The following is a 23445-nucleotide window of genomic DNA, read 5'->3' as shown; positions in this document are numbered from 1 at the left end:
TTCCTTACAGATATCGAGAAAACAAGTGTTCAAAAACTGACTGTGTCAATAGGTGAGAACTCAAGCGCCCCAAGAGGACTGGGTGCCTCCGACGCGCTCGGCCACGATCTTTTCCCGGTAGCCCGACTCGGCGTACGCGGCCATCGGATCGGCGGGGAGTCCGCGCTCGGCGCGCCACTGTGCGAGCTCGGGCCGGACGTCGGTGTAGAACGCGTCCATGAAGATTCCGTTGGCGCCGAGTACATCGCCGGCGTCCTGGGCGGCGGTCAGCGCCTCGGTGTCGACCAGCAAGGCGCGGGCGGTCATCTCCTGGACGTTGAGCACCGAACGGAGCTGACCGGGGATCTTCTCCTCGACGTTGTGGCACTGGTCGAGCATCAGCGCCACGGGGGAGCCGGTGTCGAGGCCGCCGCCGCGGATGACCTCGAACATGATGCGGAACAACTGGAACGGATCGGCGGCCCCGACGATCAGGTCGTCGTCGGCGTAGAAGCGCGAGTTGAAGTCGAATGAACCCAGCTTTCCGAGGCGGAGCAGCTGCGCGACGATGAATTCGATGTTGGTGCCCGGGGCGTGGTGGCCGGTGTCGAGACAGACCAGGGCCCGTTCGCCGAGTGCGCTGACCTGGGCGTACGACGTGCCCCAGTCCGGAACGTCGGTCATGTAGGTGGCCGGCTCGAAGAACTTGTACTCGAGCACCATCCGCTGCTCTTTGCCGATGTGCTGGTAGATCGTCGACAGCGATTCGGCGAGGCGGTCCTGGCGGCCGCGGATGTCGCCCTGCCCGGGGTAATTGGTGCCGTCGGCGAGCCAGATCTTCAGGTCACGCGATCCGGTCGCGTTCATGACCTCGATGCAGGCGAGGTGATGATCGATGGCCTTCTGCCGGACGTTCTTGTCGGTGTGGGTCAGGCTGCCGAACTTGTAGTCGTCGTCCTGGAAGGTGTTGGAGTTGATCGTGCCCAGGCCGACACCCTGATCGGCGGCGTAGCGGCGCAGCGCACCGAAGTCGTCGACGAGATCCCACGGGATGTGCAGTGCGACGGTGGGCGCGAGTCCGGTGAACCGGTGCACGGTCGCGGCATCGGAGATCTTCTCTTCGATGGTGCGCGGGGTTCCGGGCGTTCCGAAGACCTTGAAGCGGGTGCCGGAGTTGCCGAAAGCCCAGGAAGGCAGCTCGATGGCCAGGTTATGAAACGTTTCAATCTCAGCGGTGTCAAAGTTTTTCATGTCAGTTGCTCCCAGCGGTGCCGACTGAATAGGCGGGGGTGTTTGCGAGGGTTGATGCGCCGGTGAGTTCGGGGCTGATGGGCTGCCCGTAGCGCTCGATTTCGATGTCCTTGAGCTCCTTGCCACGGGTGTTCGGGGCCCAGACGACACCGATGATCAGCGAGATCGTCAAGCAGCTGATCAGGATGAGTCCGACCCAGGCCAGCCCGGTTGCGGCGAGCAGGGTGGGGAAGAAGTAGCTCAGCGCGCCGGTTGCGGAGCGGACCACGAAGAACATGAAGCCCTGCGCGCTGGCCCGGTACGGGGTGGCGAACAATTCGCTGGCCCACAGGCTGTAGAAGGCCTGTGCTCCGACACCACTCGAGATACCCCAGCAGATCGCGAAGATGAGCAGTGTCGGCATACCGCCGTCGGTGAACATGACGAGTACGGCCCAGGCGAAGATTCCGGGGATGGCGCCGAGTGCGAACAGCAGTCGCTGGGACATGTGGTCGGCGAGTCGCATGAAGACGAAGTACGTCGCGAGAACGGTCATGCCCCACACCAGGACCTGCAGCAGGTCCTGCTGGACAGCACTGTCGACACCTGCGGTCTCGTAGACCCGCGGCATGAAGATGCCCGCCTGGCCGGCAACGGTGTTCCAGAAACCGTAGATACCGATCAGCACCAGCAACGCGGTGATGTTCACCTTCTTGGAGAACAGGCCACGCAGACCTTCACCACCCGCGGCCGAGACCTGAGCAGGAGCACCCTTGGTTTCGGTGGTCGCGGAATCGCGACCCTCTTCGGTCCAGATCTTGGATTCGGTCAGACCCTGACGGATCCACCAGACCACCGCGGCGACCACGAACAGGTGCAAGAAGATCAGCCGTGAACCGAGGAGCCCGAGCGGGGCGAGGGCGGCAGCCAGTGCGAACCCGACCAGCGGTCCGATTGACCAGGCGAGCTGGGCGGTACCGACGTGTCTGGCCCGCGCTCCCGATGGGGCCTGCTCGGCGATGTAGGTCCACGATGCCGGGACACCTGCGCCGACCGCGAGGCCGGTGACCACAAAGGCGATCAGCAACATCCCGAAGTTGAAGGCAAAGGCTGCGATCAGCACGCCGGCCATGTAGACCATCAGGTCGTACGTGTAGATCGCCTTGCGTCCGTAGCGGTCACACAGCGGGCCGCCCACAGCGGCACCGACTGCGGCGCCGAAGGCGTTGGCGCTCAAGGCGGCCAGCAAGCCGACGGCAAAGTTGCTGATGCCGAACTCGTCTTGCCAGAAACCGAGGCTGGTGGCGATCGCGATGATCGATCCGGCCTCGATGTAGTTGGACATGGCAACGGAGATCGTTGCCTTCCAACCGGTGGTGTTCTTGGCCCCGAGTTTCATGGGCGCTCCTTTGGGGTGTGGACGAAGGGTAGTGGGTCGGGCGGGGTGGAGATGAATGCTGGGTCGGGCTCGGCGGAGATGAGTGCGGGGTCAGGCGAGATGGAAGTAGTGGTCGAGTCGGCTCATGGTCGTGTCAGGTCCGGCCGTGGGATCGGCGAAGTACTGCGCCATGGATGCCTGCCAGCGGGAGTTCACCGCGGTCTGTGCCATCAGTTCGTGCGCACGGTCGAAGTTGTCGGTTTCCACGTAGCCGACCACCAGTCCGGTGCCGGGCTGCATGAACAGCGAGTAGTTGGACCAGCCGGTCTCGCGAAGTGCGTCGAGCATGTCCGGCCACACGTGCTCGTGGGCGGCCAGGTAGTCGTCGATGCGGTCGGGCCGCACGTTCATGGTGAAACACACCCGCTGACGTGGGGTGCCTGTTGGCGGTTCGTCGTTGTGCATGAGTGGGCCTGTCTTGATCGGCAATTTGAAACGTTTCAATTTGTGAGTGGGATCACCATAAACTGAACTATCGGATTGCGTCAAGACCAAAATCGTGATCGCTGGGGGAGTCGGGGTCCACCGAGGAATGCGCTTATTTGTCCTGAGCTGCGCGGCAGCGTAATGTTGATCAACGGTGCGCACGCGCGCCGGATTGTTTTTGTGCCCAGATCCGCAGAGCTTGCTCGATTCGCCTGCCGGCTGCCACTCGAAGAGCCCGGATCACGTGCGTGTCATGACGGTAATCGAACACAACAGTTCAGGTGTGGTCAACACACCAGAATCGTGGAGGCTATGGCCAAAGAAGGCGCCATCGAGGTGGAGGGCCGCGTTGTCGAACCCCTGCCCAATGCGATGTTCCGCATTGAGCTGGAGAACGGCCACAAGGTACTCGCCCACATCAGCGGCAAGATGCGGCAGCACTACATCCGGATCCTGCCGGAAGACCGCGTGGTCGTGGAGCTTTCGCCCTACGACCTGACTCGCGGCCGCATCGTTTACCGATACAAGTAAGACCCACAGACTTCCCGGATCCCTCCGGGTAGGAAACCCAGCTGGGGACAGCTTCTGGCTGTCCCTGTGCTTTGAAGTAGATCCGTGAGTACCGACCGTTCGCGGCGGTGGTCACAGGCAAAGGAGAGAGTGACGTGAAGGTTAATCCGAGCGTCAAGCCGATCTGCGAGAAGTGCAAAGTGATCCGGCGTAACGGCCGCGTCATGGTGATCTGCGAGAACCTGCGTCACAAGCAGCGCCAGGGCTGATCAGCACTTCGACCTGATCGCTTGTAAAGAGCGACCACAACTGAATACAGGCAACAAAAGATGACCTCTCAACACCAGCGGACTCATACGCGAGTCCGCCTACCCCCGGCACGGAGGCCGGGGCCCTGCAAGAGTCGGGGACGGATTGGGAGCAGACCTCCGAGAACCAAAGGAAACACCACATGGCACGTGTTGCTGGTGTTGATCTTCCGCGCGAAAAGCGCCTTGAGATCGCACTCACGTACATCTACGGAGTTGGTCGTACCACCTCCAAAGAGATCCTTGCCGCTACCGGCCTGAGCGCCGACCTGCGGGCCAAGGACCTCACCGACGAAGACGTTTCGAAGCTTCGTGAATACCTCGAATCCTCGGTCAAGGTCGAAGGTGATCTGCGTCGCGAGGTGCAGGCCGACATTCGTCGCAAGATCGAAATCGGCTGCTACCAGGGTCTGCGTCACCGTCGTGGCCTGCCCGTTCGTGGTCAGCGCACCAAGACCAACGCTCGGACCCGTAAGGGCCCGAAGAAGACCATCGCCGGGAAGAAGAAGTAATCCATGCCTCCTAAGTCACGTAGCGCCGGCCCCAAGAAGGGCACTCGTCGTCGCGAGAAGAAGAACGTCCCGCACGGCAGCGCGCACATCAAGAGCACGTTCAACAACACCATCGTCTCCATTTCCGATCCTGCCGGAAACGTCATCGCCTGGGCTTCGTCCGGCCATGTCGGCTTCAAGGGTTCTCGTAAGAGCACCCCGTTCGCTGCGCAGCTCGCTGCCGAGAACGCTGCCCGCAAGGCACAGGAACACGGCGTCAAGAAGGTCGACGTCTTCGTGAAGGGCCCGGGTTCGGGTCGTGAGACCGCTATCCGATCACTCCAGGCCGCAGGCCTCGAGGTCGGCACCATTTCCGATGTCACCCCGCAGCCGCACAACGGCTGCCGCCCGCCCAAGCGGCGCCGGGTCTAGTCGGAAGAAGAGGACTTTAAAAAATGGCTCGTTATACCGGACCCGCAACCCGCAAATCTCGCCGTCTGCGCGTCGACCTCGTCGGCGGAGACCAGGCGTTCGAGCGTCGCCCCTACCCGCCCGGCCAGCATGGTCGCGCGCGGATCAAGGAGAGCGAATACCTGCTCCAGCTGCAGGAGAAGCAGAAGGCTCGCTTCACCTACGGCGTCATGGAAAAGCAGTTCCGCCTTTACTACGCAGAGGCCAACCGTCGCAACGGCAAGACCGGTGACGAGCTGCTGCGTCTGCTCGAGACCCGTCTCGACAACGTCGTCTACCGCGCCGGACTCGCTCGTACCCGCCGCCAGGCGCGTCAGATGGTCAGCCATGGCCACCTGACCGTCAACGGTGTCAAGGTCGACGTGCCCAGCTACCGCGTCTCGCGCTACGACATCATCGATGTCCGGCCGAAGTCGATGCAGACCGTGCCGTTCCAGATCGCCAAGGAGATCCAGGGCGATCGTCCGGTCCCGGGTTGGCTGCAGGTCGTGCCGAACACGCTGCGCATCCTGGTGCACTCGGAGCCCGAGCGCGCACAGATCGACGTGCCTTTGTCGGAACAGCTCATCGTCGAGTTCTACTCGAAGTAATCGCCGGTTGTCGGATCCGTATGTCCGGCAGCACTTTCGGCATCTAACCGGTCGTCATATAGCGGGCGTCCAAGAGGAGAAGAAGATTCAATGCTGATTTCACAGCGACCCACACTGTCCGAAGAGATCATCTCGGGAGACCGCTCGAAGTTCGTCATCGAGCCCCTCGAGCCAGGTTTCGGGTACACGCTCGGCAACTCGCTGCGCCGCACCCTGCTGTCGTCGATCCCCGGAGCCGCTGTCACCAGCATCCGGATCGACGGAGTCCTGCACGAGTTCACCACCGTCCCCGGGGTCAAGGAAGATGTCACCGACATCATCCTGAACCTCAAGGGCCTCGTCGTGAGCTCCGAAGAGGACGAGCCGGTCACGATGTACGTGCGCAAGCAGGGCCCCGGTGCTGTCACCGGTGCCGACATCGTGCCGCCGGCCGGCGTCACCGTGCACAACCCGGATCTGCATATCGCCACCCTGAACGACAAGGGCAAGTTGGAGATCGAGCTCGTTGTCGAGCGCGGTCGCGGCTATGTCCCCGCCGTCCAGAACAAGGCGTCCGGCGCCGAGATCGGCCGTATCCCGGTCGACTCGATCTACTCGCCGGTTCTCAAGGTCACGTACAAGGTGGAGGCCACCCGCGTCGAGCAGCGCACCGACTTCGATCGGCTCGTTCTCGATGTGGAAACCAAGAACTCGATCTCCGCGCGGGATGCGCTGGCCTCGGCCGGTAAGACCCTCGTAGAGCTGTTCGGTCTGGCCCGTGAACTCAACATCGAAGCAGAAGGTGTGGAGATCGGACCCTCGCCCGCCGAGGCCGATCACATCGCGTCGTTCAGCCTCCCGATCGAGGACCTCGAACTCACCGTCCGGTCGTACAACTGCCTCAAGCGCGAGGGAGTTCACACCGTCGGCGAGCTGGTGGCCCGGACCGAATCGGATCTGCTGGACATCCGCAACTTCGGTCAGAAGTCCATCGACGAGGTCAAGGTCAAGCTGCACGCACTCGGCCTGGCACTCAAGGACAGCCCGGCAAGCTTCGATCCGTCCCAGGTGGCCGGATACGACGTTGCCACCGGCACCTGGACCGATGACACCTCCTTCTCCGACGCCGATGCCGGCGAAGATTTCGCGGAAACCGAACAGCTTTAACAAGACCCCCAGCTCACGGCCGAGAGGTCGAGAGCGAACCCTAGGAGTTCGAAATGCCCAAGCCCACAAAGGGTACCCGCCTCGGCGGGTCGGCTTCGCACCAGAAAGCGATGCTGGCGAACCTCGCCACCTCGCTCTTCGAGCACGGCCGGATCACCACCACCGAGACCAAGGCGAAGCGTCTGCGTCCGTACGCGGAAAAGCTCATCACGCATGCCAAGGCCGGTAACCTCGCGCATCGCCGTGAGGTGCTGAAAGTCATCCGCAACAAGGACATCGTGCATGCCCTGTTCGCCGAGATCGGCCCGTTCTACGCGGACCGTGACGGCGGCTACACCCGCATCATCAAGACCCTGCCGCGGAAGGGCGACAACGCCCCCATGGCAGTGATCGAACTGGTCCGGGACAAGACCGCTTCCTCGGAAGCCGATCGCGCCACCCGCGCAGCGGCATCGAAGAAGAAGTCTGAAGAAGCCGCAACCGAGGAGAACGTGGTCGAGGCTGTTGAAGCCGACGCCACCGATGCCGAGGTCGAGAACGCAGATGCTGTGGCCGAAGCCGTCGACGACGAGTCGACCGCTGCCACCGCTGCTGACGCCAAGGCTGACGAGAAGTAGTCGACTGAACGAGTCGGTGACTTCAGGCCCCTTCGGGGGAGTATCTGAGCCCGCCACCGGAATTTCCGGTGGCGGGTCTCGTCATTTCGAGGGACCTGTTGTCCGGCTACGGATGCAGATCGGTTATGACGGAACCGACTTCGCGGGGTGGGCGCGTCAGCCCGGCCAGCGAACTGTGTGTGGCGTTCTGGAAGAAACCCTCGGCACCGTCCTGCGAGAACCGGTGACGCTCACCGTCGCCGGGCGCACCGACGCCGGCGTGCACGCCACCGGTCAGGTGGCACACTTCGACGTGCCCGAGCTTGCTTTGCAGACCCGGTCGATCGACGGGGATCCGGCCAAACTCGTTCGGCGGCTTGCCAAGATGCTCCCCATTGATGTCCGGGTCAAGGACATCGAAGAAGCGCCTGCGGAGTTCGATGCGCGCTTCTCTGCCCTGCGCCGCCACTACGAATACCGATTGACCGACGACCCGTGGGGCGCCGAACCGGTTGTCGCCCGCACCACCGCGGCCTGGAACCGACCACTGAACGCCGACCTTCTCGACGAAGCGGCCGCCACCTTGCTCGGCCTCAACGACTTTGCGGCATTCTGCAAGAGGCGCGATGGTGCGACCACGGTCCGCGACCTGCAGCAGTTCACCTGGATGCGGGACGATCACGGCGTTCTGGTGGCCATGGTGAGCGCAGATGCGTTCTGCTGGTCGATGGTTCGATCACTCGTCGGAGCCGTCGCAACTGTCGCCGAAGGTCGCCGTTCGGTCGCGTGGTGCGCCGGGCTGCTACAGCAACGCTCGCGATCCAGTGAGATCCCGGTGGCCCCGGCATGTGGACTGACCCTGATCGGTGTCGACTACCCGGTGGATAGTGCACTGGCGCAACGTAATGCGATCACCCGCGAAACCCGGGCCGCGATCGAACCCTCCGGCTGCTGCGGCGACTGACGGGCTCCCACACCCCGATGATGTGCCGTTTTGGCGGTCGCGAGCTGGGCGTTTGTTCGCCAGAACACCACATCATCTGCGGCGAGGTCCATTCCGGATCGGTTTCGGTTTCAGGCGTCGGCGCCTTTGGGACCCAACCATTCGGGGTAGTTGGGTGGTCCGGGCCGGGTGATCATGAGTGCTTCGAAGAACCCGGTGTCGGTGGTGATGGGGGTGGGTGGTCCGAAGGTCAGTGAGGTGCCGTCCCAGCCGGGGAACTTCTGACGCCACCAGGCCATGCATTCGGGTTCGTCGCCGTAGTAGTTATTGACGGTTTCGAGGACTGTGATGGAGCTGATCGTCCAGGGGGAGAAGACGTTCCAGTTGGGCGTGTCGAGGGCGCTCGGATTGCGCGTGTCAGGTTTGGTGTCGGGTTGGCTACTGGTGCCGGAGGTGGTGTCGGTGGGTTTGGTAAGGGTGACGTCAAAGGTAATTGGTCGGGTGACCGACCGGAAGCTGTCGAGTTCAGCCTTGGGTGTGACGACGAAGTCCTCGTCGAGGAGGGGGAGGTGGAGATTGCAAACACGGGCGGTGACGTGGTTATCGGTGGCGTTCAGGTTTGTGATGTGTCGGGCGAACAGTCTCCAGTCACGAGTTTTCAGGTTGTCGGGTTTGGGTGGTTGGGTGGTGTCGCCCCAGTCGCCGTTGTAGTCGGTGGCGTTGGCGATGGCGTCGGCAAAGCCGGGGAAGGAATGGTCGACGCCGGCCCAGGCGCTCATTTCGCCGGATTCGACTGTGGCGCGGATCAGTTCGGCGGGGCGGGTGTTCAGGTTGATGCCGTCGGCGGCGGACCAGATGGTGGTGTACTGCACGTCGGGCGTCGGTTGGGTGCTGGGCGGTGCTGGCGTGTTGGTGCTGATGCAGCTGGTCAGAACCATGATCAGGGCCGTGGCCGCGGTGGCCGCTAGGACAGTGCGGGCGGTGGGGTATTTGTGTGGTGTCATCGGGTTTCAGGCGTCGGCGCCTTTGGGACCCAACCATTCGGGGTAGTTGGGTGGTCCGGGCCGGGTGATCATGAGTGCTTCGAAGAACCCGGTGTCGGTGGTGATGGGGGCGGGTGGTCCGAAGGTCAGTGAGGTGCCGTCCCAGCCGGGGTATTTCTGCCGCCACCAGGCCATGCATTCGGGCTCTGTGCCGTAGTAATCGTTGACGCCTTCGAGGAGTGTGATGGAGCTGATCGTCCAGGGAGAGAAGACGTTCCAGTCGGGGACGTCGAGGGCGCGGGGGTTGTGGATGTCGGGGGCGCGGTCGGGTTGGCCGCTGGTGCCAGGGGTGGTGCTGGCGGGTTTCGTGAGAGTGACGTCGACGGTGTACGGCTGGGTGACCGACCCGAAGCTGCTCGTGTATCCGGTGGATTTGAGGACGACGTCCTGGTCTACGAGGGGGAGGTGAAGGGTGCAGACGCGGGCGGTGACGTGGCTGTCGGTGGCACTCAGGGTTGTGATGTGCCGGGCGAACAGCCTCCAGTCAAGACTAACCAGGTTGTCGGGGCTGGGGGGTTGGGTGGTGTTGCCCCAGTAGCCGTTGTAGTCGGTGGCGTTGGCGATGGCGTCTGCGAAGCCGGGGAAAGAGTAGTCGACCCCGGTCCAGCCGCTCATTTCGCCGGATTCGACTGTGGCGCGGATGAGTTCGGCGGGACGAGCGTTCAGATTGATTCCGTCCGCGGCGGACCAGACGGTGGTGTACGGCACGTCGGGCGTCGGTTGGGTGCTGGTGGGGGCTGGTGTGTTGGCAGTGCTGCAACCGGTCAGGACCAAGGCCGTGGCGGCGGCGAATGCCAAGGTTATCTTCGTCAGCGGGCGATTTCGGTCTCTCATTTCAGTGCGGCAGATCCCATTTTGAGTCCAGTTCTTCCGATGTGGCCCACACGTCAAGATAGTCGTCGTTGAGGTAACCGGGGTTGCTGTTCTTGGTCTGTGCGATCTGATCCAGAATGGTTCGGGCGCCCCTGTCGAACGCACCCGCGTTGTAAGGACGTGCGCCATTGTCGTCTTGGTAGTCAACGATCTCTTGTCGCGTCCGGAGGGTGCCGTCCGAGTTGAACCAGCCTTCGTGGTGCTTGACCCAATCTGGGTCCATAACCGACCGGATATCGCCGTCGGTGGCGGTGACGATCGCTGCGCGTAGGTCGTTCACGGCATCGCCCGTCGCGCCAGACTGACCGAGGTGCGCCTTGTAATTCTCTGCGTCAAAATCTTTACTGTCCGGCGAAGGGCCGAGCAGTGAATTCCTGAGATCGTTTTCGACGAGATCGAGGAGAATGCTCGATCCCGGGGCCTTGTCCGTTACCAGATCGCTGATGCTGACGAAGTCGTCAAGGATGTTGCTCTTCATCTCGTATGCCTTCTGTGCCGCTTCGTAGTCGTCGCCGGCTGCATCCTGCGCCGCATACAGCAGGCCCTCATCGGACAGACCCCGCAGATGCGCCATCAATGCGAGTCGGTCGGCGGCATCGCCGTCATCGGGATTCTTCGCGTAGGCCACAGACTCTTCGGCAATCTGGTCATAGACCGCGCCATAGAAGTTCTTCGCCGCGACCTCATCGGTACCAAGTAGAGCAAAGATGCGCGAACCGCCTTCGAAATCGTTCTCGCGCTGGTGCAGGAGATTCCGATACGAATCGCCCATTCCTGGATCGGCGTCATTGAAACCGACGAGAGACGAATCCTGCTGGTCACCGAGTTCCGCGGCGTAAGGCTTGAGCGTTTCGGCAAGGATGCGCAAGGCTTCCGGGTTCAACTGTCCGACAGATTGATTGTCGGCGACGCCAGGAATGTCCATCAGGCTGCTGTATCCCTCCGGGCTACCGGCATAGCGCAACATCGCATCGAGAATTTCCCCCGAACGTTCGGAGGTGGCGGAGTCGGCGCGCTGATCTGCCGTTCTGGCGTCGCTGGGCGTGCCCCAATCGGTGAAGCGGGCGCTGTCTTCGCTGATCCTCCAGAACTCACCGGCCGCTTTGCCGTCGTCGGTGAACTGAACCGTCATCAGATCGTGGATGACGTCAGCGCCGCCCGACCCGGTGAAGGCCGCATGTACCCATTGCTTGTCCTGCCCGACCGTCTCGAGTACGTCCTGCAGCGATCCGAAGTCGTTCGGATTCAGACCGCTGCCGTAGAGCTGCTGTTCATGGGTTGCCTGGAAATCGGTGTAGTTCAGGGCGAGTTCGCCAAGACCGCGGTCGATCTCGGTTCCTGCCTGATAGCGGGGATCGCCGGTGTTCAACAAATTACCGAGGACGCCGGCGCGCTGCAACGTGACACGTTGGGAGTCGGTGAGCGACGCACCCAGAGGCGAGCCACCCGCCACGATCACATCCTTGATGGACTGGGGAAGAGCGCCATATCCGCCCTGTGTGTCACCGGCATGGACCTTTTCATTCGACAGGATCTGGAGACCGTTCGCGAGGGACGACCGCAAGGGTTCTTCACCTGGACGTGTACCGAATTTCTCGAACGCCCCTATTCCGCTGACCTGGCCGTTGCCGACATCGATCATGCCGGTGGCAAGACGGATGTACTCGAGTTGGTTCGGCGGTATTTCGATCCGTTCGCCGGCCTCGAGTTTGGCCAGCTGCTCGGGGGTCAAGCGGGTGGCCTGAATGAATCGTGCGCGCTGCTCGGGTGTTGAGGTTCCGTCGAGAATCGCTTCGGCATCGGCGGCGGCCCGTGTGGGATCGATGGTGGTGCTGTTCTGCGCGATCGACGCCGGCGCGACGCCGGCGAGATTGTCGAGCGCAGCCCCGATTGCAGTGTTCGCGTTGGTCACCGCCGTATCGGCTGCCTGCCCGAGGCCGAGCAGATAGCCCTGCCACTCATGGGCCGCCTGCGCGTCGTATTCGTTCCCCTCGGGAGCGTTGTCTTCGGAGAAGCTCACGTTGTAATTCGAGTCCCCGGTGCGTAGTAGATAACCCTGGAGCGCGGCTGCCTCGCGGCCGTTACCCAAGGCATCCATGGCTCCTCGGATATCGGCGGCCGAATCCTCCAACGTCGTCGCAAGATCTCCGCTGATATCAGCGGCGTTCCGCAGCCACCGGGTGATGGATTCGGCGCGTTCATCCGATGCGGTTCGACTGAGCCCCTGCCATTGCGTGGACGTGAGGTTCAAGACGGGGTTCCCGGCATTCGGTGCCTCGCGCGACAAGGTGTCCTGAAGTTCGCGGACCGCGGTGGCAACGATGGACAGGTTGTGTGGCTTCCAGGTGCTCACCTGGTCGTAGGTCGGTGTCACCGTTGGTCAGCGCTCATTGTCTGGATCGACGGGAAGAACTGACGGGTAGGGCGTCGCGTTCCGGATGTATGCGGCGTTGTCGTCGTCCAGTCCTTCGGACGTGCCTTTCGCACTGGTGACAAGTTCGGAAAATGCAGTGACGGCCCCCGCGGCGTTGGTGATCGACTGTTGTACGCGGTTGTCACCGCCTGCCGCGACATCCGTCATCGGGTTGGCCGCCCCGGTGAACGCGCCACTCAGAGTACTGAATTGATACTCGAAATGCCCTGCTCTGATGCGATCGGCAGTTCCCGAGACCTGTGTGGCCGCACCCGCGACATCGTCGGGTTCCATTCCGAAAGTGGTCAAGCGTCCCCCTGTAGTTCGTTCAAGTCGTCCGCCCCAGGGCGACTGATTGCCGTGCCGCCGGTCAGGTCAATTCCGGAGTTTGAATCCCCGTGAGTCCCGGACACCGCCGGTGAACATCATGATCGCGTCGATGAACACCCAGATGCTCAGACCGAGTAGAACGAGATAGCCGATCACGATGATCGCCAGCAACCATCCGAGGATGAGCGTGATCAGCTGCGCAATCGCAATTCCGTTGTGTCCGAGGTAGAAGCGGCCCGCGCCGAATCCACCGAGGAACAGTTGCAGCATGCCGGCAGAGATCTTCGACTTGTCCGACAGTGGTTCTCCGCTGTACGGGTCGCGACCGTAGGGCGCTGCCGGATCAAAACCGAAGCCGGGTACACCGTAGACCGGTGCGCCGTATACCGGTTGGCCGTAAGGCATGACCGGATATGCGGCAGCGGGTGGATATGCGGCCCCTGGTGGCACATTGGGGTCCGGGTAACCCGGCGTCGCCGGAAACTCTGGAAAAGCCTGCGCAGAATTGCGCCAATCCGGCTGTTGCGGACCGTTATACGGGTCGGGATAGGTCACGGTGTCCTTGTTTGGTGGGTCCGGTGATCAGGATGTGTAGTACGGGTCGCCTCGACGCATCGTGGTGGCCGGGAAGTCGTCGGCCACGGTGGCAGCCATCTCGACGAGGGCGCGGCGGGTGCTCTTGGTCAGGAGATCGAGGTCGACCTCGGCACCTTCGGCGAGATGATCGTCGAAGGGAATCTGTTGCACGGCACGGCACCTGGTCAGGAAGTGTGCACTGAGCTGATCGGTGTCGATGGTCGATGCGCCGGGCCGCGACGAACTGAGAACCACTACGGCTCCCGAAACCAGATGCCCGAATCCGTGGGCCTGCAGCCAATCGAGAGTTGCTCCGGCGCTACGAGCCCCGTCGATCGCGGGGGAGGTCACCAGGATCAGCGCGTTGGCCATGTCGAGCACACCGTTCATCGCCGAATGGCTCAGTCCGGTACCGCAATCGGTGATGATGATGTTGTAGAAGCGCTGCAGAACCGTCATCACACCGCGGTAGTCGGCTTCGCTGAACGCCTCGGCTTTGGCCGGATCACGTTCGGATGCAAGTATTTCCAGTCGGCTCGGCGCCTGGGAGGTGTGCGCCCGGACATCGGAATAGCGGTAGATCGACTCGTCGGCGAGCAGGTCGCGAACGGTGGATCGGGTCTGTTGCGGGATGCGCTGGGCGAGGGTGCCCAGATCGGGATTCGCATCGACCGCGATGACCCGATCACCGCGCAATGATGCGAACGTGGAGCCCAAACCAACTGTGGTCGTGGTCTTTCCGACGCCGCCCTTGAGCGATAGAACCGCGATCCGGTAGTCGCCGCGGACCGGTTGATTCACCCGTTCGAGTAGTTGCTTGTAGACCAGATCGTCCGGTGACTCGCCGGGATTGATTGTTCCGGCTGACAGTTTGTGCACGGTACGCCGCCATCCGCTGGCCGGGGCCCGACGGGCCTTGCGGAGCAATGCCACCTCATCGAGGCTTGTCGGTGCAGGCGCCTGTGGTTGCCCGGGCGCGTAGTGCTGATGGGGGTGCATCGGTTGTCCGGGAAAGAATCCCGGCGGTGGATTGCCCGGTGCCGGATTTCCCTGAGGTGGAAATACGGTGCCCGGATTACCTTGGGCTGCTGGGCTTTCGGCGTACGGGTTGTGGTTGCCGTAATGATTCGGGTCGGCCGGGTAACCCGGGGCTGCCGGTGTTTGCTGCGGCGGCGGAGGCGCGAAAACGTTGGCCGCCGGCTGCCAGAACTGCTCGGTGGGCGGTGGGAGCGGGGGAGCGGACGGCGGCTCAGGTGCCCTGACCACTTCGGGCACAGCGGCGAGCTCGGGTGCGGGCGGAGTTGCGGGAACCTCAGGCGCCGGTGATGACTGGTGGGCGCGAGGCGCCGGTGATGACTGGTGGGCGCGCTCGAACGCCGCGACGTCGATGTCGGCCGCGGTCTGAAGCCACGGCGGTGCCGCCGGCACATCGGCATTGTTGTAGCTCACAGAACAGCCCCCCGTTGTTGCACTTCGTCTTGCACGTTGATTCAAGTCTTGGCGACGGTGGATCACCCCAGGTGTTCCCGCATGTCGCATCCCCCCGCCACCCCTGGATAACGGCGATGATAGACCACGGCGACGACCCGTGGTCGGGTGAATTGCAGCTCGAGTCTGTGCCGAACACCGCTTTTCGAATCGATGTGGGTACTATCTGTCGCCAGGGGAGTTCTTGAGGGGGAACTATGGCTGCCGCTACATCGCGGACGGGGGGCCTGTCTGTCGTCACGACAGAACAGGGTCTGCCGACATCGGTACGGATCGAACCTGCCGAATTACACAAGGATCCGGCGATACTCGCCGGCGAAGTGCTGCGGCTGTGCCGGCAGGCCGCGATGCGCGCCGGGGTCGCACGCCGTGAGGAGTTGCGTGCCGCCGGGGTCGGCGCCGACATCATCGACCGGATGAACCTTCCCCGGCCCGACGATCTCGCCAGGGCCGAATACGAGGACGACTCCTCAGCGGGCGCGCCGGGTAGCTGGATGAGGTCGGTATGAGTTCGGCGATGGATGAACTCGAGGCAAGAGCGCGGGCACAACTCGATCGATTGCATGAGGTCAATGAGCGGCTGACCGCGATCGCGGCACGGGAGACCTCGCCCGGAGACCATGTCACTGCCGAGGTCAACGGAATCGGTGAGTTGACCGGATTGTGGTTCGCGCCCTCCGCGCCGCAACTCGGCGCGGGGCCGCTCGGCGACCTGATCGTCTCGACCGCCGGGGTTGCGGCCGGGCGGGCTTTTGCGCGACGGGCCGAGATTCTCGAGGAGTTCAACGAATCATTTGCCGACCTGGTGAACAGTCGGCCGGCTTCGATGTCGACCGGTCCGCAGACGTGGGAGGGAACCGGCTCGGCTCAGTAGGCGTCCTATCGCTGAACTGTGGGTGGGAGTGGTTGCGAGGCAACCAAAGGTTTTGGGGCAGTACACACCGATTTTTCGAGCAAACGGGGGACAGATGTCTGAGGTCACAGCGGTACCGGCGGCAATTGAGGCGTACGCGGACACGGCTGCGCTGATGTCGGCAGCCGTAGCCGGCGCGGGTTCGATCAACGCAGCTGCGAACATCGCGGAGATGGTGCCGGTTTTCGGATTGATCGGGCAGGAGTTCCTGCTGGCGTTCGCGCAGGCGCAAGCCAGTCATCTGCTGGGTGTCGGCCAACTGGCCGCGGTCCACGCGGGTTCGGCAGCAGCCGCGATCGCCACGGCGGCGCAGCTCACCGAGGCCGATGACGGCAGCGGTCGAGGTTTTGCCGCCGTACAGGCAGCACTGTAGGCCTGGGCGCACGTGAGCCTACCGACGATGCCGATTTCCGCGGCACCACCGCTTGATCCGACGATCCGGCAACTGATCGATTCGAGCCCACTCGGGCCGATCCTCGACACCCCGGTCAGTCAGGTCCTGAAAGACCTTGGCCTACCGGGCCTCCCCGAGCTACCCGGGCTGCCTCCGTTGCCAGATCTGCCGCCGCTGCCGCCGCTCGATCTCGATCTCCTGCTCAAACCGCTGACGGATCTGGTGGGCGGCTTCGGGACGGGCAATCTCGGTGCCGGCGACTTCGACCCCACTGCCATCTTCGAGGCGCTCTCGCAGATCCTGGACATGTCGATGTCAATGGGTTCCGGTGCGCTGAAGGTCCTCGATCAGGTGTGGACGGGGCAGTCCGCCACCGCCGCCACCGCCAAAGGTGTTCAGGCGGGCGCCGATACAGCCGCGTTGTCCACGCAGGGCACAACCATGTCGGCCGACACCCAGGGGGCCGCCGCGATCGTGGGTGTCGGCCTCGGGCTGGTTCAGGGGATCATCGCGAAAACGGTTGCCATCATCAGCGCTTCGGCGCCGATCCTGGTGACCCCTCCCGGACAGGCGATCGCTCTCGCCGCGGCCGCCGACGGCCTGGCCGAGGCGACCGCGGTGGTTGCCTCCACCCGAGCCCAGTTGCTGGCACCGACGACACACATGGTTGCGACGGGCCAACCGGTGCCGGTGACCGGGGCGCCCGCAGCGGGAGCATCGCCGTTCTCGATTGCCAGTACGGTGCTCGACTCGGTGGGCAAACCGATGCTGACCGGTGTGGGCCAACTCGGCACGATGTCGTCGAAGGCCGCGACCGATCTGATGAAATCGCATCAGGCCCAACTGAAGTCGGCGTACGACAGCGAGACCATCGATGCCGGCACCAAGACCGTTCCGTCAGCATTCGGTGGTGCGATGTCCGCCGGCCGTGGGGGCGGAGGCGGCGGTGGTGGAGGCGGTGGCGGCGGTGGCGGTTCCGGGCCCAATCCGCTGAGTGCGCGAACAACCCCCGGGCTGCTCGGCGGATCTGCCCCGGAATCCGGAGGTGGGACGGCAAACAGGAACCAGAACGCCGCGGTCCCCGCCGGACTGACCGGACCGATGACACCGATGGGTGGTGGTGGGATGGGAGCCGGACGGGGTGCCGGCGCGTCTGATGATCAGCACGAAGCCGCGGATTATCTCGTCACGGAACTCAACGGCACCAGGATCATCGGCGAGATGCCTGCGGTCGCTCCGGCGGTCCTGGGTGAACCCCAGGCACCGGAAGCCACACCGACACCGGACATTCGTCTGCGGTTGGGGCCAACGGCCCGCAATCAGACCGACCAGAACCAAGAAGCCTGACACGAACATGGGGGAATCGATGTCCACAGGTGAGTTGAACGTCGACTCGGGCGAATTGTTGCGAGCGGCAAGTGATCTCGACCGGCTTGCCGACGAGCTCGAACAGGGTGTGGCTCTGCACCGACCGTCGCTGGTCGTGCAGGCGGCCGGACGCGATGAGGTGTCGACCACCGCCGCCGTCACTTTTGGAGGCGTCGCCGAGACGTTCACCGACAGCGCGGCCGCCGGCGTGCACGAACTGCGGAAGATTGCTGCGGTACTGCGCGCGCAAGCGCGTGATTTCGGCGCGGTCGAGGCCGACATCGAGGGGACATTCCGGCTCTGAGCCGGGACACGATCATGACAGGATTCACGAACGTGGTGTGGGGCGCCAGACCAACCAAGCAGTTGGCAACCGATCTGGGTGCCGGGGCCGGCGACGGTCCGCTGATTGCTGCCGCACTCGGCTGGGCGCAGTTGTCGGCCCTGCTTGCGGACGTCGGTGTCGACTACGTTCGGATCCTCGCGAAACGCGGTATCGCCTGGGAGTCCGCTTCCAGTGACGAGGCTTTCGGCAAGCTGGCCTCGTTTGCCGGCTGGTTTTCCGATGCCGCGGCAGCCGCGGCCGACAGTGCGGGACGGGCCGGTGCGCAAGCGGCCGCGACCACGGTGGCGCGGATCAGCATGCCGGGACTGCCTGAACTGCAGATCACAGAAGACATCCACCGCATGGCCATCACGGTCGGCGCCGCAACCGGTGCGCCCATCGGTGGTGTGGCCGCCGATGCCGAGCGCGCGGCACTCGACCAGAAGCACCGTGCCGCACGGGTTATGGAGACCTACGAGGCGGCCACTGAACCGGTGGCGCGGGCCTGGGCGGTACCGCATCCGGCCGAGATCGTGTCGTCTGGGGCGCTCGCGGCCGAGCAGGCGATTCGCGACGCCACCCGGGTAGTACCCACCCGACCGGAGCCAACGGTGGGCCCGGTGCCCGGTGGTACGGGCGGATACGCGCCGGCGTCCGCACCTCGCCGACAAACCCGCTATGCCACAACGATTCTGGCGGGATCGTCGGCCACGCCCGCGACGACGCAACCGGCGCCGGCGTCGACCAATCCGCGGCCGGCGGTGCCCGCGACCCCGATGGCACCCATGATGGGTGCTCCCGGTCAGGGTGGGGATACCGTCGCGCGGCGAGGCCCCGTGCAGGTCGGAGCGGGTATCGATCCGACCGCCCGCTCGGGGGCTGCCGACGACGGCAGCTCCCACCATGCGCCGATCGCAGTCGCGGTCGATCTCGGTGACCATCCGGATCCGCGTTATCGCAGCGGAATCCTCGATCTACCGTCCGCCACATCGGTGCCGGCCGTACTCGGCGCGACGGACCAGAACAGGTGAACGATATGTGGGCTACCCCGGTTGCATGCGAGTTCGATCTCACGCAGGACCAGATCGACTATCTGGCAAGGATTCTCGACCTACAGACGTGGCCTTCGGTGCTGGCGGTCGGGCCGCGGCACGAGTTCGTCTACGAGCGTGAGAAGGCCTGGGCGGTCGCGGCATCGAACCTGTATGCCGCCGGATTGCTGACCGACGACCCCGATCCTGTCGTCGGGGTGAGTGTCACCGAGGCACTGGCCGAGGCGTTGGCGATCCTCTCCCGACCCGACGTTCTCCTTGAAATCCGTTGTCACCACGACACTTCGATCCGGCGAATTTGTCTTGCGCGGCGCGGTGATCACCACGTCCTGGCGTCCAGTACAGAGTCGGGTCTGTTGTTCCGGGATATTCCGATCGGCACTGATGCGGACGTGGGCCAATTGGTTGCACGGTTACTCGACCCATCCGATGCGGCGCAGGTGTCACCGGTCAGCGTGAGTGCCGACGAACTGCAGCGACGGCTCGATTCCGCGCAGTCCGCAGCCGACTACTCCGATGCCCTGCACGCCATGGGTGTTGCGGCCGCCGACGCCGCCGGCTATGCGGTTGCGTTCGATACCTGTCGTGGGCACACGGAAATCGTTGCGATCGAGTGCGCGGCCGGGAGGATGCGCCGATCGGCCGGTGCGGTGGCTGTCTATGACACCGCCCGGGGCCGGATTGTGGCCGGCCCAAGTATGTCTCCCGATGGCCAGATCTGGTCGACATTGTCGCCGGGTACCGGCTATCGGATCTCCCAGGCGGTTTCGCTCCTGATGGAGACGTTGCCGGCGCGGAGGTGGTTGCCGTGATTCGGCCAACCGGAGGGGGGCCCACCCGGTGATCAGCCGGAGTGGTGCCGGAGCAGATTCGAATGAATCCGCGGATTTCGATCGATTTCCGCGGCAATCACAATGAAGGGGTATCACTATGGCTGCCGACGGCGGTAACAGTGGGTTGAAACTCGACGTCCCAGACGCGTTGATCACGACCAAATCGGTCGGACAGCTCATCGAGGACATGGGTGTTGTGCTCCAGCGGTTGAACAAGAATGCCGAAGACGCGCAAGCGATGTGGCAGGGCACCGCCGGCAAGGCATTTCAGGATGCGGCGGCGGCATGGCAGGCCGAAGGGACTGAGCTCAAGACGGCTCTCGACAGTCTGAAGGCATCGCTGGAGAGTGGGTTCAACGGCTACGAGAACGAGGATTCAGATCTCGCGGGAACCATCAACTCCGTCATCGGTGGGGGATCGGGCCTCAACCTCGGTCCGTCCGTCACCAACGTCTAGAAAGGCACGTCTCCATGATCAAGTACAACTTTGCCGCGATCGACGAATTGTCGACGCAGCTCGATTCCGACTTCAAGCAGCTCGAAGAACTGGCCGGGACGCTCAAGTCCGAAGTCGCCCGACTGCACTCCAATTGGGAGTCCCCGCAAGCGGCCGAAGCCTACGGTGTCGCGCAGCAGCGTTGGGATACAAGCTTTTCCGACTCCCGTCAGCTGCTGACGAACCTGTCGACAAAGGTGCGTGACGCAGGCACGACGATGCAGGGTGCCGACAAGCGGACGGCCGGCTACTTCACATAGATCGCCGACCGCGATCACCAGACCCGAAACCCGCCGGACGACGCACCGGCGGGTTTCGGTGTCCGGGGGTGTTGAAGGGTCGCGACCGCTCGCCGGGCGGTATGTTCAGCGGCATCGCCGAAGTCCGTGCTTCGGCGGCTGTGAAACGAACTGACACGGGGATCAGACCGGGTTCAAACTGACCACAAGTGAGGTGGACATGTCTGCTGAGGGCTCCAAGAAGGCGATAGTCGCGGCGTTGCTCGCCAACGCCGGAATCGCTGTGGCCAAGTTTGCGGGCTGGGCGATCACCGGGTCGTCGTCGATGCTCGCCGAGGCAGTGCACTCGGTCGCGGACACATCCAATCAGGGGCTGTTGCTGTTCGGTCAGCACCGGGCACGCAAAGAAGCCAATCAGCTCCATCCGTTCGGATACGGACGGAGCCGGTACTTCTACTCCTTCGTGGTCGCGCTGGTCCTCTTCAGCCTGGGCTCCCTATTTGCCCTTTATGAGGGCTACGAAAAGATCAAGCACCCGCATGATCTCGAGTCGCCGATGGTCGCGGTCATCATCTTGGTCGTTGCAGTCGGGCTCGAGTCCTACAGTTTTGCCACCGCATTTCGGGAATCGAAACCCCTCAAGGGTGACGTTTCGTGGTGGCGGTTCATCCGTACGTCCCGGAACCCGGAACTACCGGTGGTGTTGATGGAGGACACCGGTGCACTGATCGGTCTGGTCCTGGCGCTCAGCGGCGTCGGTTTGGCCACCATCACCGGTGACCCGATCTGGGATGCGATCGGAACCCTGTGTATCGGCGTGCTGCTCGGTGTCATCGCGATAATCCTGATCGTCGAGATGCAGAGCGCACTGATCGGCGAGGGTGCCACGGAGTCGGATGAGCGGGCCATCCGGGAAACCCTGGGAGCTGCGCCCGGCATCGAGCGGATCATCCACATGAAGACGCAGTATCTGGGTCCGGATGAAATGCTCGTGGCCGCGAAGATCGCGATCACCCCGGGATCTTCCGCGCTCGAACTCGCCGCTGCCATCGATGCCGCGGAGGCCAGCGTGCGCGAGCGGGTTCCGGTTGCCCGGGTGATTTACCTCGAACCCGATATCGACCGCGGACCAGGCGCTTGATGCAGTTCGGGTGAAGGTCTCGAACTCGCTCGCGAATTGATTGCGCCGATCGCCGCGGATTAACCGACGATTATCGGTGTGGTCCGATAGTTTCGCAGGCAGGCTGCTTTCGCCGCAGTGAACGCAATTCACGTGAGGAGTTGTGATGAGCAATCCGCTGACACGGACAAAATCCGTGGAGCAATCCATGGCTGACACCGAAGAACCCGGTTCTCAGCTGAAAAAGAGTTTGACCTGGTGGGATCTCACCGTCTTCGGCGTCTCGGTGGTGATCGGTGCCGGTATCTTCACCATCACCGCATCGACGGCCGGAGATAAAGCGGGACCGGCGATTTCGCTGTCCTTTGTCATGGCCGCGGTGGCGTGCGCGCTGGCGGCGCTGTGTTATGCCGAGTTCGCTTCGACCGTTCCGGTTGCCGGCTCGGCGTACACGTTCGGGTATGCGACCTTCGGTGAGTTCTTGGCCTGGATCCTCGGCTGGGACCTGATCCTCGAGTTCGCGGTGGGTTCGGCGGTTGTTTCCAAGGGCTGGTCGAGTTACCTGGGCACCGTGTTCGGATTCTCCGGCGGCACATCAGAAATCGCGGGTATCGAGGTCGACTGGGGTGCTCTGATCGTGGTCACCGCGATCACCGTCTTGCTGGTGGTGGGCACGAAGTTGTCCTCGAGGTTCAGTGCAGTGGTCACGGCGATCAAGGTGAGCGTTGTCCTGTTGGTGATCGTCGTCGGCGCCTTCTACATCAAGACCGACAACTACAAGCCGTTTGTGCCGGAATCTCAACCGTCGGAATCTGGTGGCAAATCGATCGAGTCGACTGTCTTCTCGCTCATCACCGGAGGTGGTGATTCGAGCTATGGCTGGTACGGCGTCCTCGCCGCCGCCTCGATCGTGTTCTTCGCCTTCATCGGGTTCGACGTGGTCGCAACCACCGCCGAGGAGACCAAGGACCCGAAAAAGGATGTGCCACGCGGAATCCTCGGCTCCCTGGCCATCGTCACGGTGCTGTACATCCTGGTCACCATCGTTGTCACCGGCATGGTCAATTACAAAGAGTTGGCGACCTCCGCCGGTGACGGGGAGCCCAAGAACCTTGCGTACGCATTCGGCCTGAACGGTGTGACATGGGCCGAGAAGGTGATTTCGATCGGTGCCCTCGCCGGCCTGACCACCGTTGTGATGGTGTTGATGCTCGGCCAGTCACGCGTGTTGTTCGCGATGTCGAGAGACGGTCTGCTGCCCCGCACATTTGCCCACACCAGCCGGTTCGGTACCCCGGCTCGGATTCAGATCGCGGTAGGTGTCGTCGTCGGGGTGGTGGCGGCGTTCTTCCCGATCAACAAACTGGAAGAAATGGTCAACGTGGGTACTCTGTTCGCCTTTGTGGTCGTCGCCGCCGGCGTGATCGTGCTTCGGAAAACGCGCCCGGATCTGCCGCGCGGTTTCAAGGTTCCGTTGATGCCGGTCATCCCGATCCTGGCGATCATCTCCTGCCTGTGGCTGATGCTGAACCTCTCGGCGCTGACCTGGGTGCGGTTCTTTGTCTGGATGGCGATCGGTGTCGCGTTCTACTTCCTGTACAGCCAGAAGCATTCGATGGTCGGGAAGCGCGCTCGGGGTGAGATACCTGATCAAGTCGGCGACGACAGGCGAGCGAGTGTCGCGAAGGCGAATGATCCGCCGGCGTAGGCAGTCCATGAGTTGACGGCGCATTGACCCCGGTCCGAGTTTCGATCCTCGGGCCGGGGTTCTTTGTGTATGTGCGGACTTTACAAACAAGAGAATTTGTATAGACACGCGACGGCAACCGCAGTATTGTCCACATCAGATCTAGT

The 23445-nt window shown here is 63.2% G+C and carries 28 protein-coding genes; 19 read left to right on the top strand and 9 right to left on the bottom strand.

From position 1 onward, the window contains the following. Positions 1–60 precede the first annotated feature (60 nt). The 3 genes from rhaI to H290_RS0123870 all read right to left on the bottom strand — a co-directional run bounded on the left by rhaI (position 61) and on the right by H290_RS0123870 (position 3052). The gene (gene rhaI / locus H290_RS0123880) at positions 61–1230 is read right to left on the bottom strand and encodes an L-rhamnose isomerase (protein ID WP_020109374.1); all 1170 of its coding nucleotides are present in this window, start codon (positions 1228–1230) and stop codon (positions 61–63) included. 1 nt (position 1231) lies between these two features. After that, complete coding sequence (locus H290_RS0123875; protein ID WP_020109373.1) at positions 1232–2608, bottom strand: MFS transporter; 1377 nt, start codon at positions 2606–2608, stop codon at positions 1232–1234. A 90-nt stretch (positions 2609–2698) separates the two neighbouring features. Further along, the gene (locus tag H290_RS0123870; protein ID WP_020109372.1) at positions 2699–3052 is read right to left on the bottom strand and encodes an L-rhamnose mutarotase; all 354 of its coding nucleotides are present in this window, start codon (positions 3050–3052) and stop codon (positions 2699–2701) included. Positions 3053–3385: 333 nt separating this feature from the next. Here H290_RS0123870 and infA point away from each other — a divergent pair, with 333 nt between their 5' ends. From infA to truA, 8 genes are all read left to right on the top strand, one after another. Beyond that, positions 3386–3604, top strand: coding sequence for a translation initiation factor IF-1 (gene infA / locus H290_RS0123865; protein ID WP_020109371.1), 219 nt, complete (start codon positions 3386–3388; stop codon positions 3602–3604). 134 nt (positions 3605–3738) lie between these two features. Further along, complete coding sequence (gene rpmJ / locus H290_RS0123860; RefSeq protein ID WP_024332746.1) at positions 3739–3852, top strand: 50S ribosomal protein L36; 114 nt, start codon at positions 3739–3741, stop codon at positions 3850–3852. A 182-nt stretch (positions 3853–4034) separates the two neighbouring features. Then, entirely contained in the window at positions 4035–4403 is a 369-nt protein-coding gene (rpsM, locus tag H290_RS0123855) for a 30S ribosomal protein S13 (RefSeq protein ID WP_020109369.1), read from the top strand. 3 nt (positions 4404–4406) lie between these two features. Continuing rightward, positions 4407–4814 carry a 30S ribosomal protein S11 gene (gene rpsK, locus H290_RS0123850; RefSeq protein ID WP_020109368.1) on the top strand — a complete coding sequence of 136 codons (408 nt, stop codon included), beginning with the start codon at positions 4407–4409 and terminating at the stop codon, positions 4812–4814. A gap of 23 nt (positions 4815–4837) precedes the next feature. Then, positions 4838–5443: a 30S ribosomal protein S4 gene (gene rpsD / locus H290_RS0123845; RefSeq protein WP_020109367.1), complete on the top strand. Its 606-nt coding sequence runs from the start codon at positions 4838–4840 to the stop codon at positions 5441–5443. 90 nt (positions 5444–5533) lie between these two features. Then, complete coding sequence (locus H290_RS0123840) at positions 5534–6589, top strand: DNA-directed RNA polymerase subunit alpha (RefSeq protein WP_020109366.1); 1056 nt, start codon at positions 5534–5536, stop codon at positions 6587–6589. 53 nt (positions 6590–6642) lie between these two features. Continuing rightward, positions 6643–7206: a 50S ribosomal protein L17 gene (rplQ, locus tag H290_RS0123835; RefSeq protein ID WP_020109365.1), complete on the top strand. Its 564-nt coding sequence runs from the start codon at positions 6643–6645 to the stop codon at positions 7204–7206. 112 nt (positions 7207–7318) lie between these two features. Next, positions 7319–8149 (top strand): tRNA pseudouridine(38-40) synthase TruA, encoded by an 831-nt coding sequence (gene truA / locus H290_RS0123830; protein ID WP_020109364.1) that lies wholly within the window; start codon positions 7319–7321, stop codon positions 8147–8149. A 110-nt stretch (positions 8150–8259) separates the two neighbouring features. On the opposite strand, the gene H290_RS0123825 is transcribed toward truA, so the two are convergent. The 6 genes from H290_RS0123825 to H290_RS0123800 form a co-directional block, all read right to left on the bottom strand. Beyond that, positions 8260–9132: a hypothetical protein gene (locus H290_RS0123825; RefSeq protein ID WP_020109363.1), complete on the bottom strand. Its 873-nt coding sequence runs from the start codon at positions 9130–9132 to the stop codon at positions 8260–8262. 6 nt (positions 9133–9138) lie between these two features. Beyond that, positions 9139–10005, bottom strand: a complete 867-nt coding sequence (locus H290_RS0123820) for a hypothetical protein (protein WP_036520045.1) — start codon at positions 10003–10005, stop codon at positions 9139–9141. Position 10006: 1 nt separating this feature from the next. After that, positions 10007–12418, bottom strand: a complete 2412-nt coding sequence (locus tag H290_RS0123815) for a hypothetical protein (RefSeq protein ID WP_020109361.1) — start codon at positions 12416–12418, stop codon at positions 10007–10009. 6 nt (positions 12419–12424) lie between these two features. Next, entirely contained in the window at positions 12425–12766 is a 342-nt protein-coding gene (locus H290_RS0123810; protein WP_155977008.1) for a hypothetical protein, read from the bottom strand. A 66-nt stretch (positions 12767–12832) separates the two neighbouring features. Further along, positions 12833–13342 (bottom strand): TM2 domain-containing protein, encoded by a 510-nt coding sequence (locus H290_RS0123805; protein WP_231373821.1) that lies wholly within the window; start codon positions 13340–13342, stop codon positions 12833–12835. Between the two features lie 27 nt (positions 13343–13369). Continuing rightward, positions 13370–14812 (bottom strand): MinD/ParA family protein, encoded by a 1443-nt coding sequence (locus tag H290_RS0123800; RefSeq protein ID WP_020109358.1) that lies wholly within the window; start codon positions 14810–14812, stop codon positions 13370–13372. 236 nt (positions 14813–15048) lie between these two features. Here H290_RS0123800 and H290_RS0123795 point away from each other — a divergent pair, with 236 nt between their 5' ends. The 11 genes from H290_RS0123795 (at position 15049) to H290_RS0123745 (ending at position 23299) form a co-directional block, all read left to right on the top strand. After that, positions 15049–15360 carry a hypothetical protein gene (locus tag H290_RS0123795; protein WP_020109357.1) on the top strand — a complete coding sequence of 104 codons (312 nt, stop codon included), beginning with the start codon at positions 15049–15051 and terminating at the stop codon, positions 15358–15360. Next, a complete protein-coding gene (locus H290_RS29600; protein ID WP_020109356.1) occupies positions 15357–15725 on the top strand; it encodes a YbaB/EbfC family nucleoid-associated protein in 369 nt (122 codons plus the stop codon). The genes H290_RS0123795 and H290_RS29600 overlap by 4 nt, the downstream gene beginning before the upstream one ends. A gap of 94 nt (positions 15726–15819) precedes the next feature. Continuing rightward, on the top strand, positions 15820–16137 hold the full coding sequence (locus H290_RS0123785) for a hypothetical protein (RefSeq protein ID WP_020109355.1): 318 nt from the start codon (positions 15820–15822) through the stop codon (positions 16135–16137). Positions 16138–16164: 27 nt separating this feature from the next. Further along, positions 16165–17505, top strand: coding sequence for a hypothetical protein (locus tag H290_RS31310; RefSeq protein WP_020109354.1), 1341 nt, complete (start codon positions 16165–16167; stop codon positions 17503–17505). 19 nt (positions 17506–17524) lie between these two features. After that, entirely contained in the window at positions 17525–17830 is a 306-nt protein-coding gene (locus H290_RS0123775) for a PE family protein (protein WP_028463625.1), read from the top strand. Positions 17831–17844: 14 nt separating this feature from the next. Beyond that, positions 17845–18882 (top strand): PPE domain-containing protein, encoded by a 1038-nt coding sequence (locus tag H290_RS29595; protein ID WP_020109352.1) that lies wholly within the window; start codon positions 17845–17847, stop codon positions 18880–18882. A gap of 5 nt (positions 18883–18887) precedes the next feature. Further along, a complete protein-coding gene (locus H290_RS0123765) occupies positions 18888–19715 on the top strand; it encodes an ESX secretion-associated protein EspG (protein ID WP_028463624.1) in 828 nt (275 codons plus the stop codon). Positions 19716–19833: 118 nt separating this feature from the next. Further along, positions 19834–20193, top strand: a complete 360-nt coding sequence (locus H290_RS29590) for a WXG100 family type VII secretion target (RefSeq protein WP_020109350.1) — start codon at positions 19834–19836, stop codon at positions 20191–20193. Between the two features lie 14 nt (positions 20194–20207). Then, positions 20208–20492 (top strand): WXG100 family type VII secretion target, encoded by a 285-nt coding sequence (locus tag H290_RS0123755; RefSeq protein WP_020109349.1) that lies wholly within the window; start codon positions 20208–20210, stop codon positions 20490–20492. Positions 20493–20691: 199 nt separating this feature from the next. Then, on the top strand, positions 20692–21612 hold the full coding sequence (locus H290_RS0123750; RefSeq protein WP_020109348.1) for a cation diffusion facilitator family transporter: 921 nt from the start codon (positions 20692–20694) through the stop codon (positions 21610–21612). A 145-nt stretch (positions 21613–21757) separates the two neighbouring features. Then, positions 21758–23299 (top strand): APC family permease, encoded by a 1542-nt coding sequence (locus H290_RS0123745; protein ID WP_028463623.1) that lies wholly within the window; start codon positions 21758–21760, stop codon positions 23297–23299. Positions 23300–23445: the final 146 nt, after the last annotated feature.

It is taken from the genome of Nocardia sp. 348MFTsu5.1 (assembly GCF_000383535.1).
GTDB lineage: Bacteria > Actinomycetota > Actinomycetes > Mycobacteriales > Mycobacteriaceae > Williamsia > Williamsia faeni.
The sequence above is the reverse complement of the archived record's forward strand: the minus strand, read 5'-3'. Positions and strand labels throughout refer to the sequence as shown.

Coding starts and splice junctions, on each gene's coding strand:
- rhaI (WP_020109374.1), bottom strand. CDS start 1,230: ATGAAAAACTTTGACACCGCTGAGATTGAAACGTTTCATAACCTGGCC.
- H290_RS0123875 (WP_020109373.1), bottom strand. CDS start 2,608: ATGAAACTCGGGGCCAAGAACACCACCGGTTGGAAGGCAACGATCTCC.
- H290_RS0123870 (WP_020109372.1), bottom strand. CDS start 3,052: ATGCACAACGACGAACCGCCAACAGGCACCCCACGTCAGCGGGTGTGT.
- infA (WP_020109371.1), top strand. CDS start 3,386: ATGGCCAAAGAAGGCGCCATCGAGGTGGAGGGCCGCGTTGTCGAACCC.
- rpsM (WP_020109369.1), top strand. CDS start 4,035: ATGGCACGTGTTGCTGGTGTTGATCTTCCGCGCGAAAAGCGCCTTGAG.
- rpsK (WP_020109368.1), top strand. CDS start 4,407: ATGCCTCCTAAGTCACGTAGCGCCGGCCCCAAGAAGGGCACTCGTCGT.
- rpsD (WP_020109367.1), top strand. CDS start 4,838: ATGGCTCGTTATACCGGACCCGCAACCCGCAAATCTCGCCGTCTGCGC.
- H290_RS0123840 (WP_020109366.1), top strand. CDS start 5,534: ATGCTGATTTCACAGCGACCCACACTGTCCGAAGAGATCATCTCGGGA.
- rplQ (WP_020109365.1), top strand. CDS start 6,643: ATGCCCAAGCCCACAAAGGGTACCCGCCTCGGCGGGTCGGCTTCGCAC.
- truA (WP_020109364.1), top strand. CDS start 7,319: ATGCAGATCGGTTATGACGGAACCGACTTCGCGGGGTGGGCGCGTCAG.
- H290_RS0123825 (WP_020109363.1), bottom strand. CDS start 9,132: ATGACACCACACAAATACCCCACCGCCCGCACTGTCCTAGCGGCCACC.
- H290_RS0123820 (WP_036520045.1), bottom strand. CDS start 10,005: ATGAGAGACCGAAATCGCCCGCTGACGAAGATAACCTTGGCATTCGCC.
- H290_RS0123795 (WP_020109357.1), top strand. CDS start 15,049: ATGGCTGCCGCTACATCGCGGACGGGGGGCCTGTCTGTCGTCACGACA.
- H290_RS29600 (WP_020109356.1), top strand. CDS start 15,357: ATGAGTTCGGCGATGGATGAACTCGAGGCAAGAGCGCGGGCACAACTC.
- H290_RS0123785 (WP_020109355.1), top strand. CDS start 15,820: ATGTCTGAGGTCACAGCGGTACCGGCGGCAATTGAGGCGTACGCGGAC.
- H290_RS31310 (WP_020109354.1), top strand. CDS start 16,165: ATGCCGATTTCCGCGGCACCACCGCTTGATCCGACGATCCGGCAACTG.
- H290_RS0123775 (WP_028463625.1), top strand. CDS start 17,525: ATGTCCACAGGTGAGTTGAACGTCGACTCGGGCGAATTGTTGCGAGCG.
- H290_RS29595 (WP_020109352.1), top strand. CDS start 17,845: ATGACAGGATTCACGAACGTGGTGTGGGGCGCCAGACCAACCAAGCAG.
- H290_RS0123765 (WP_028463624.1), top strand. CDS start 18,888: ATGTGGGCTACCCCGGTTGCATGCGAGTTCGATCTCACGCAGGACCAG.
- H290_RS29590 (WP_020109350.1), top strand. CDS start 19,834: ATGGCTGCCGACGGCGGTAACAGTGGGTTGAAACTCGACGTCCCAGAC.
- H290_RS0123755 (WP_020109349.1), top strand. CDS start 20,208: ATGATCAAGTACAACTTTGCCGCGATCGACGAATTGTCGACGCAGCTC.
- H290_RS0123750 (WP_020109348.1), top strand. CDS start 20,692: ATGTCTGCTGAGGGCTCCAAGAAGGCGATAGTCGCGGCGTTGCTCGCC.
- H290_RS0123745 (WP_028463623.1), top strand. CDS start 21,758: ATGAGCAATCCGCTGACACGGACAAAATCCGTGGAGCAATCCATGGCT.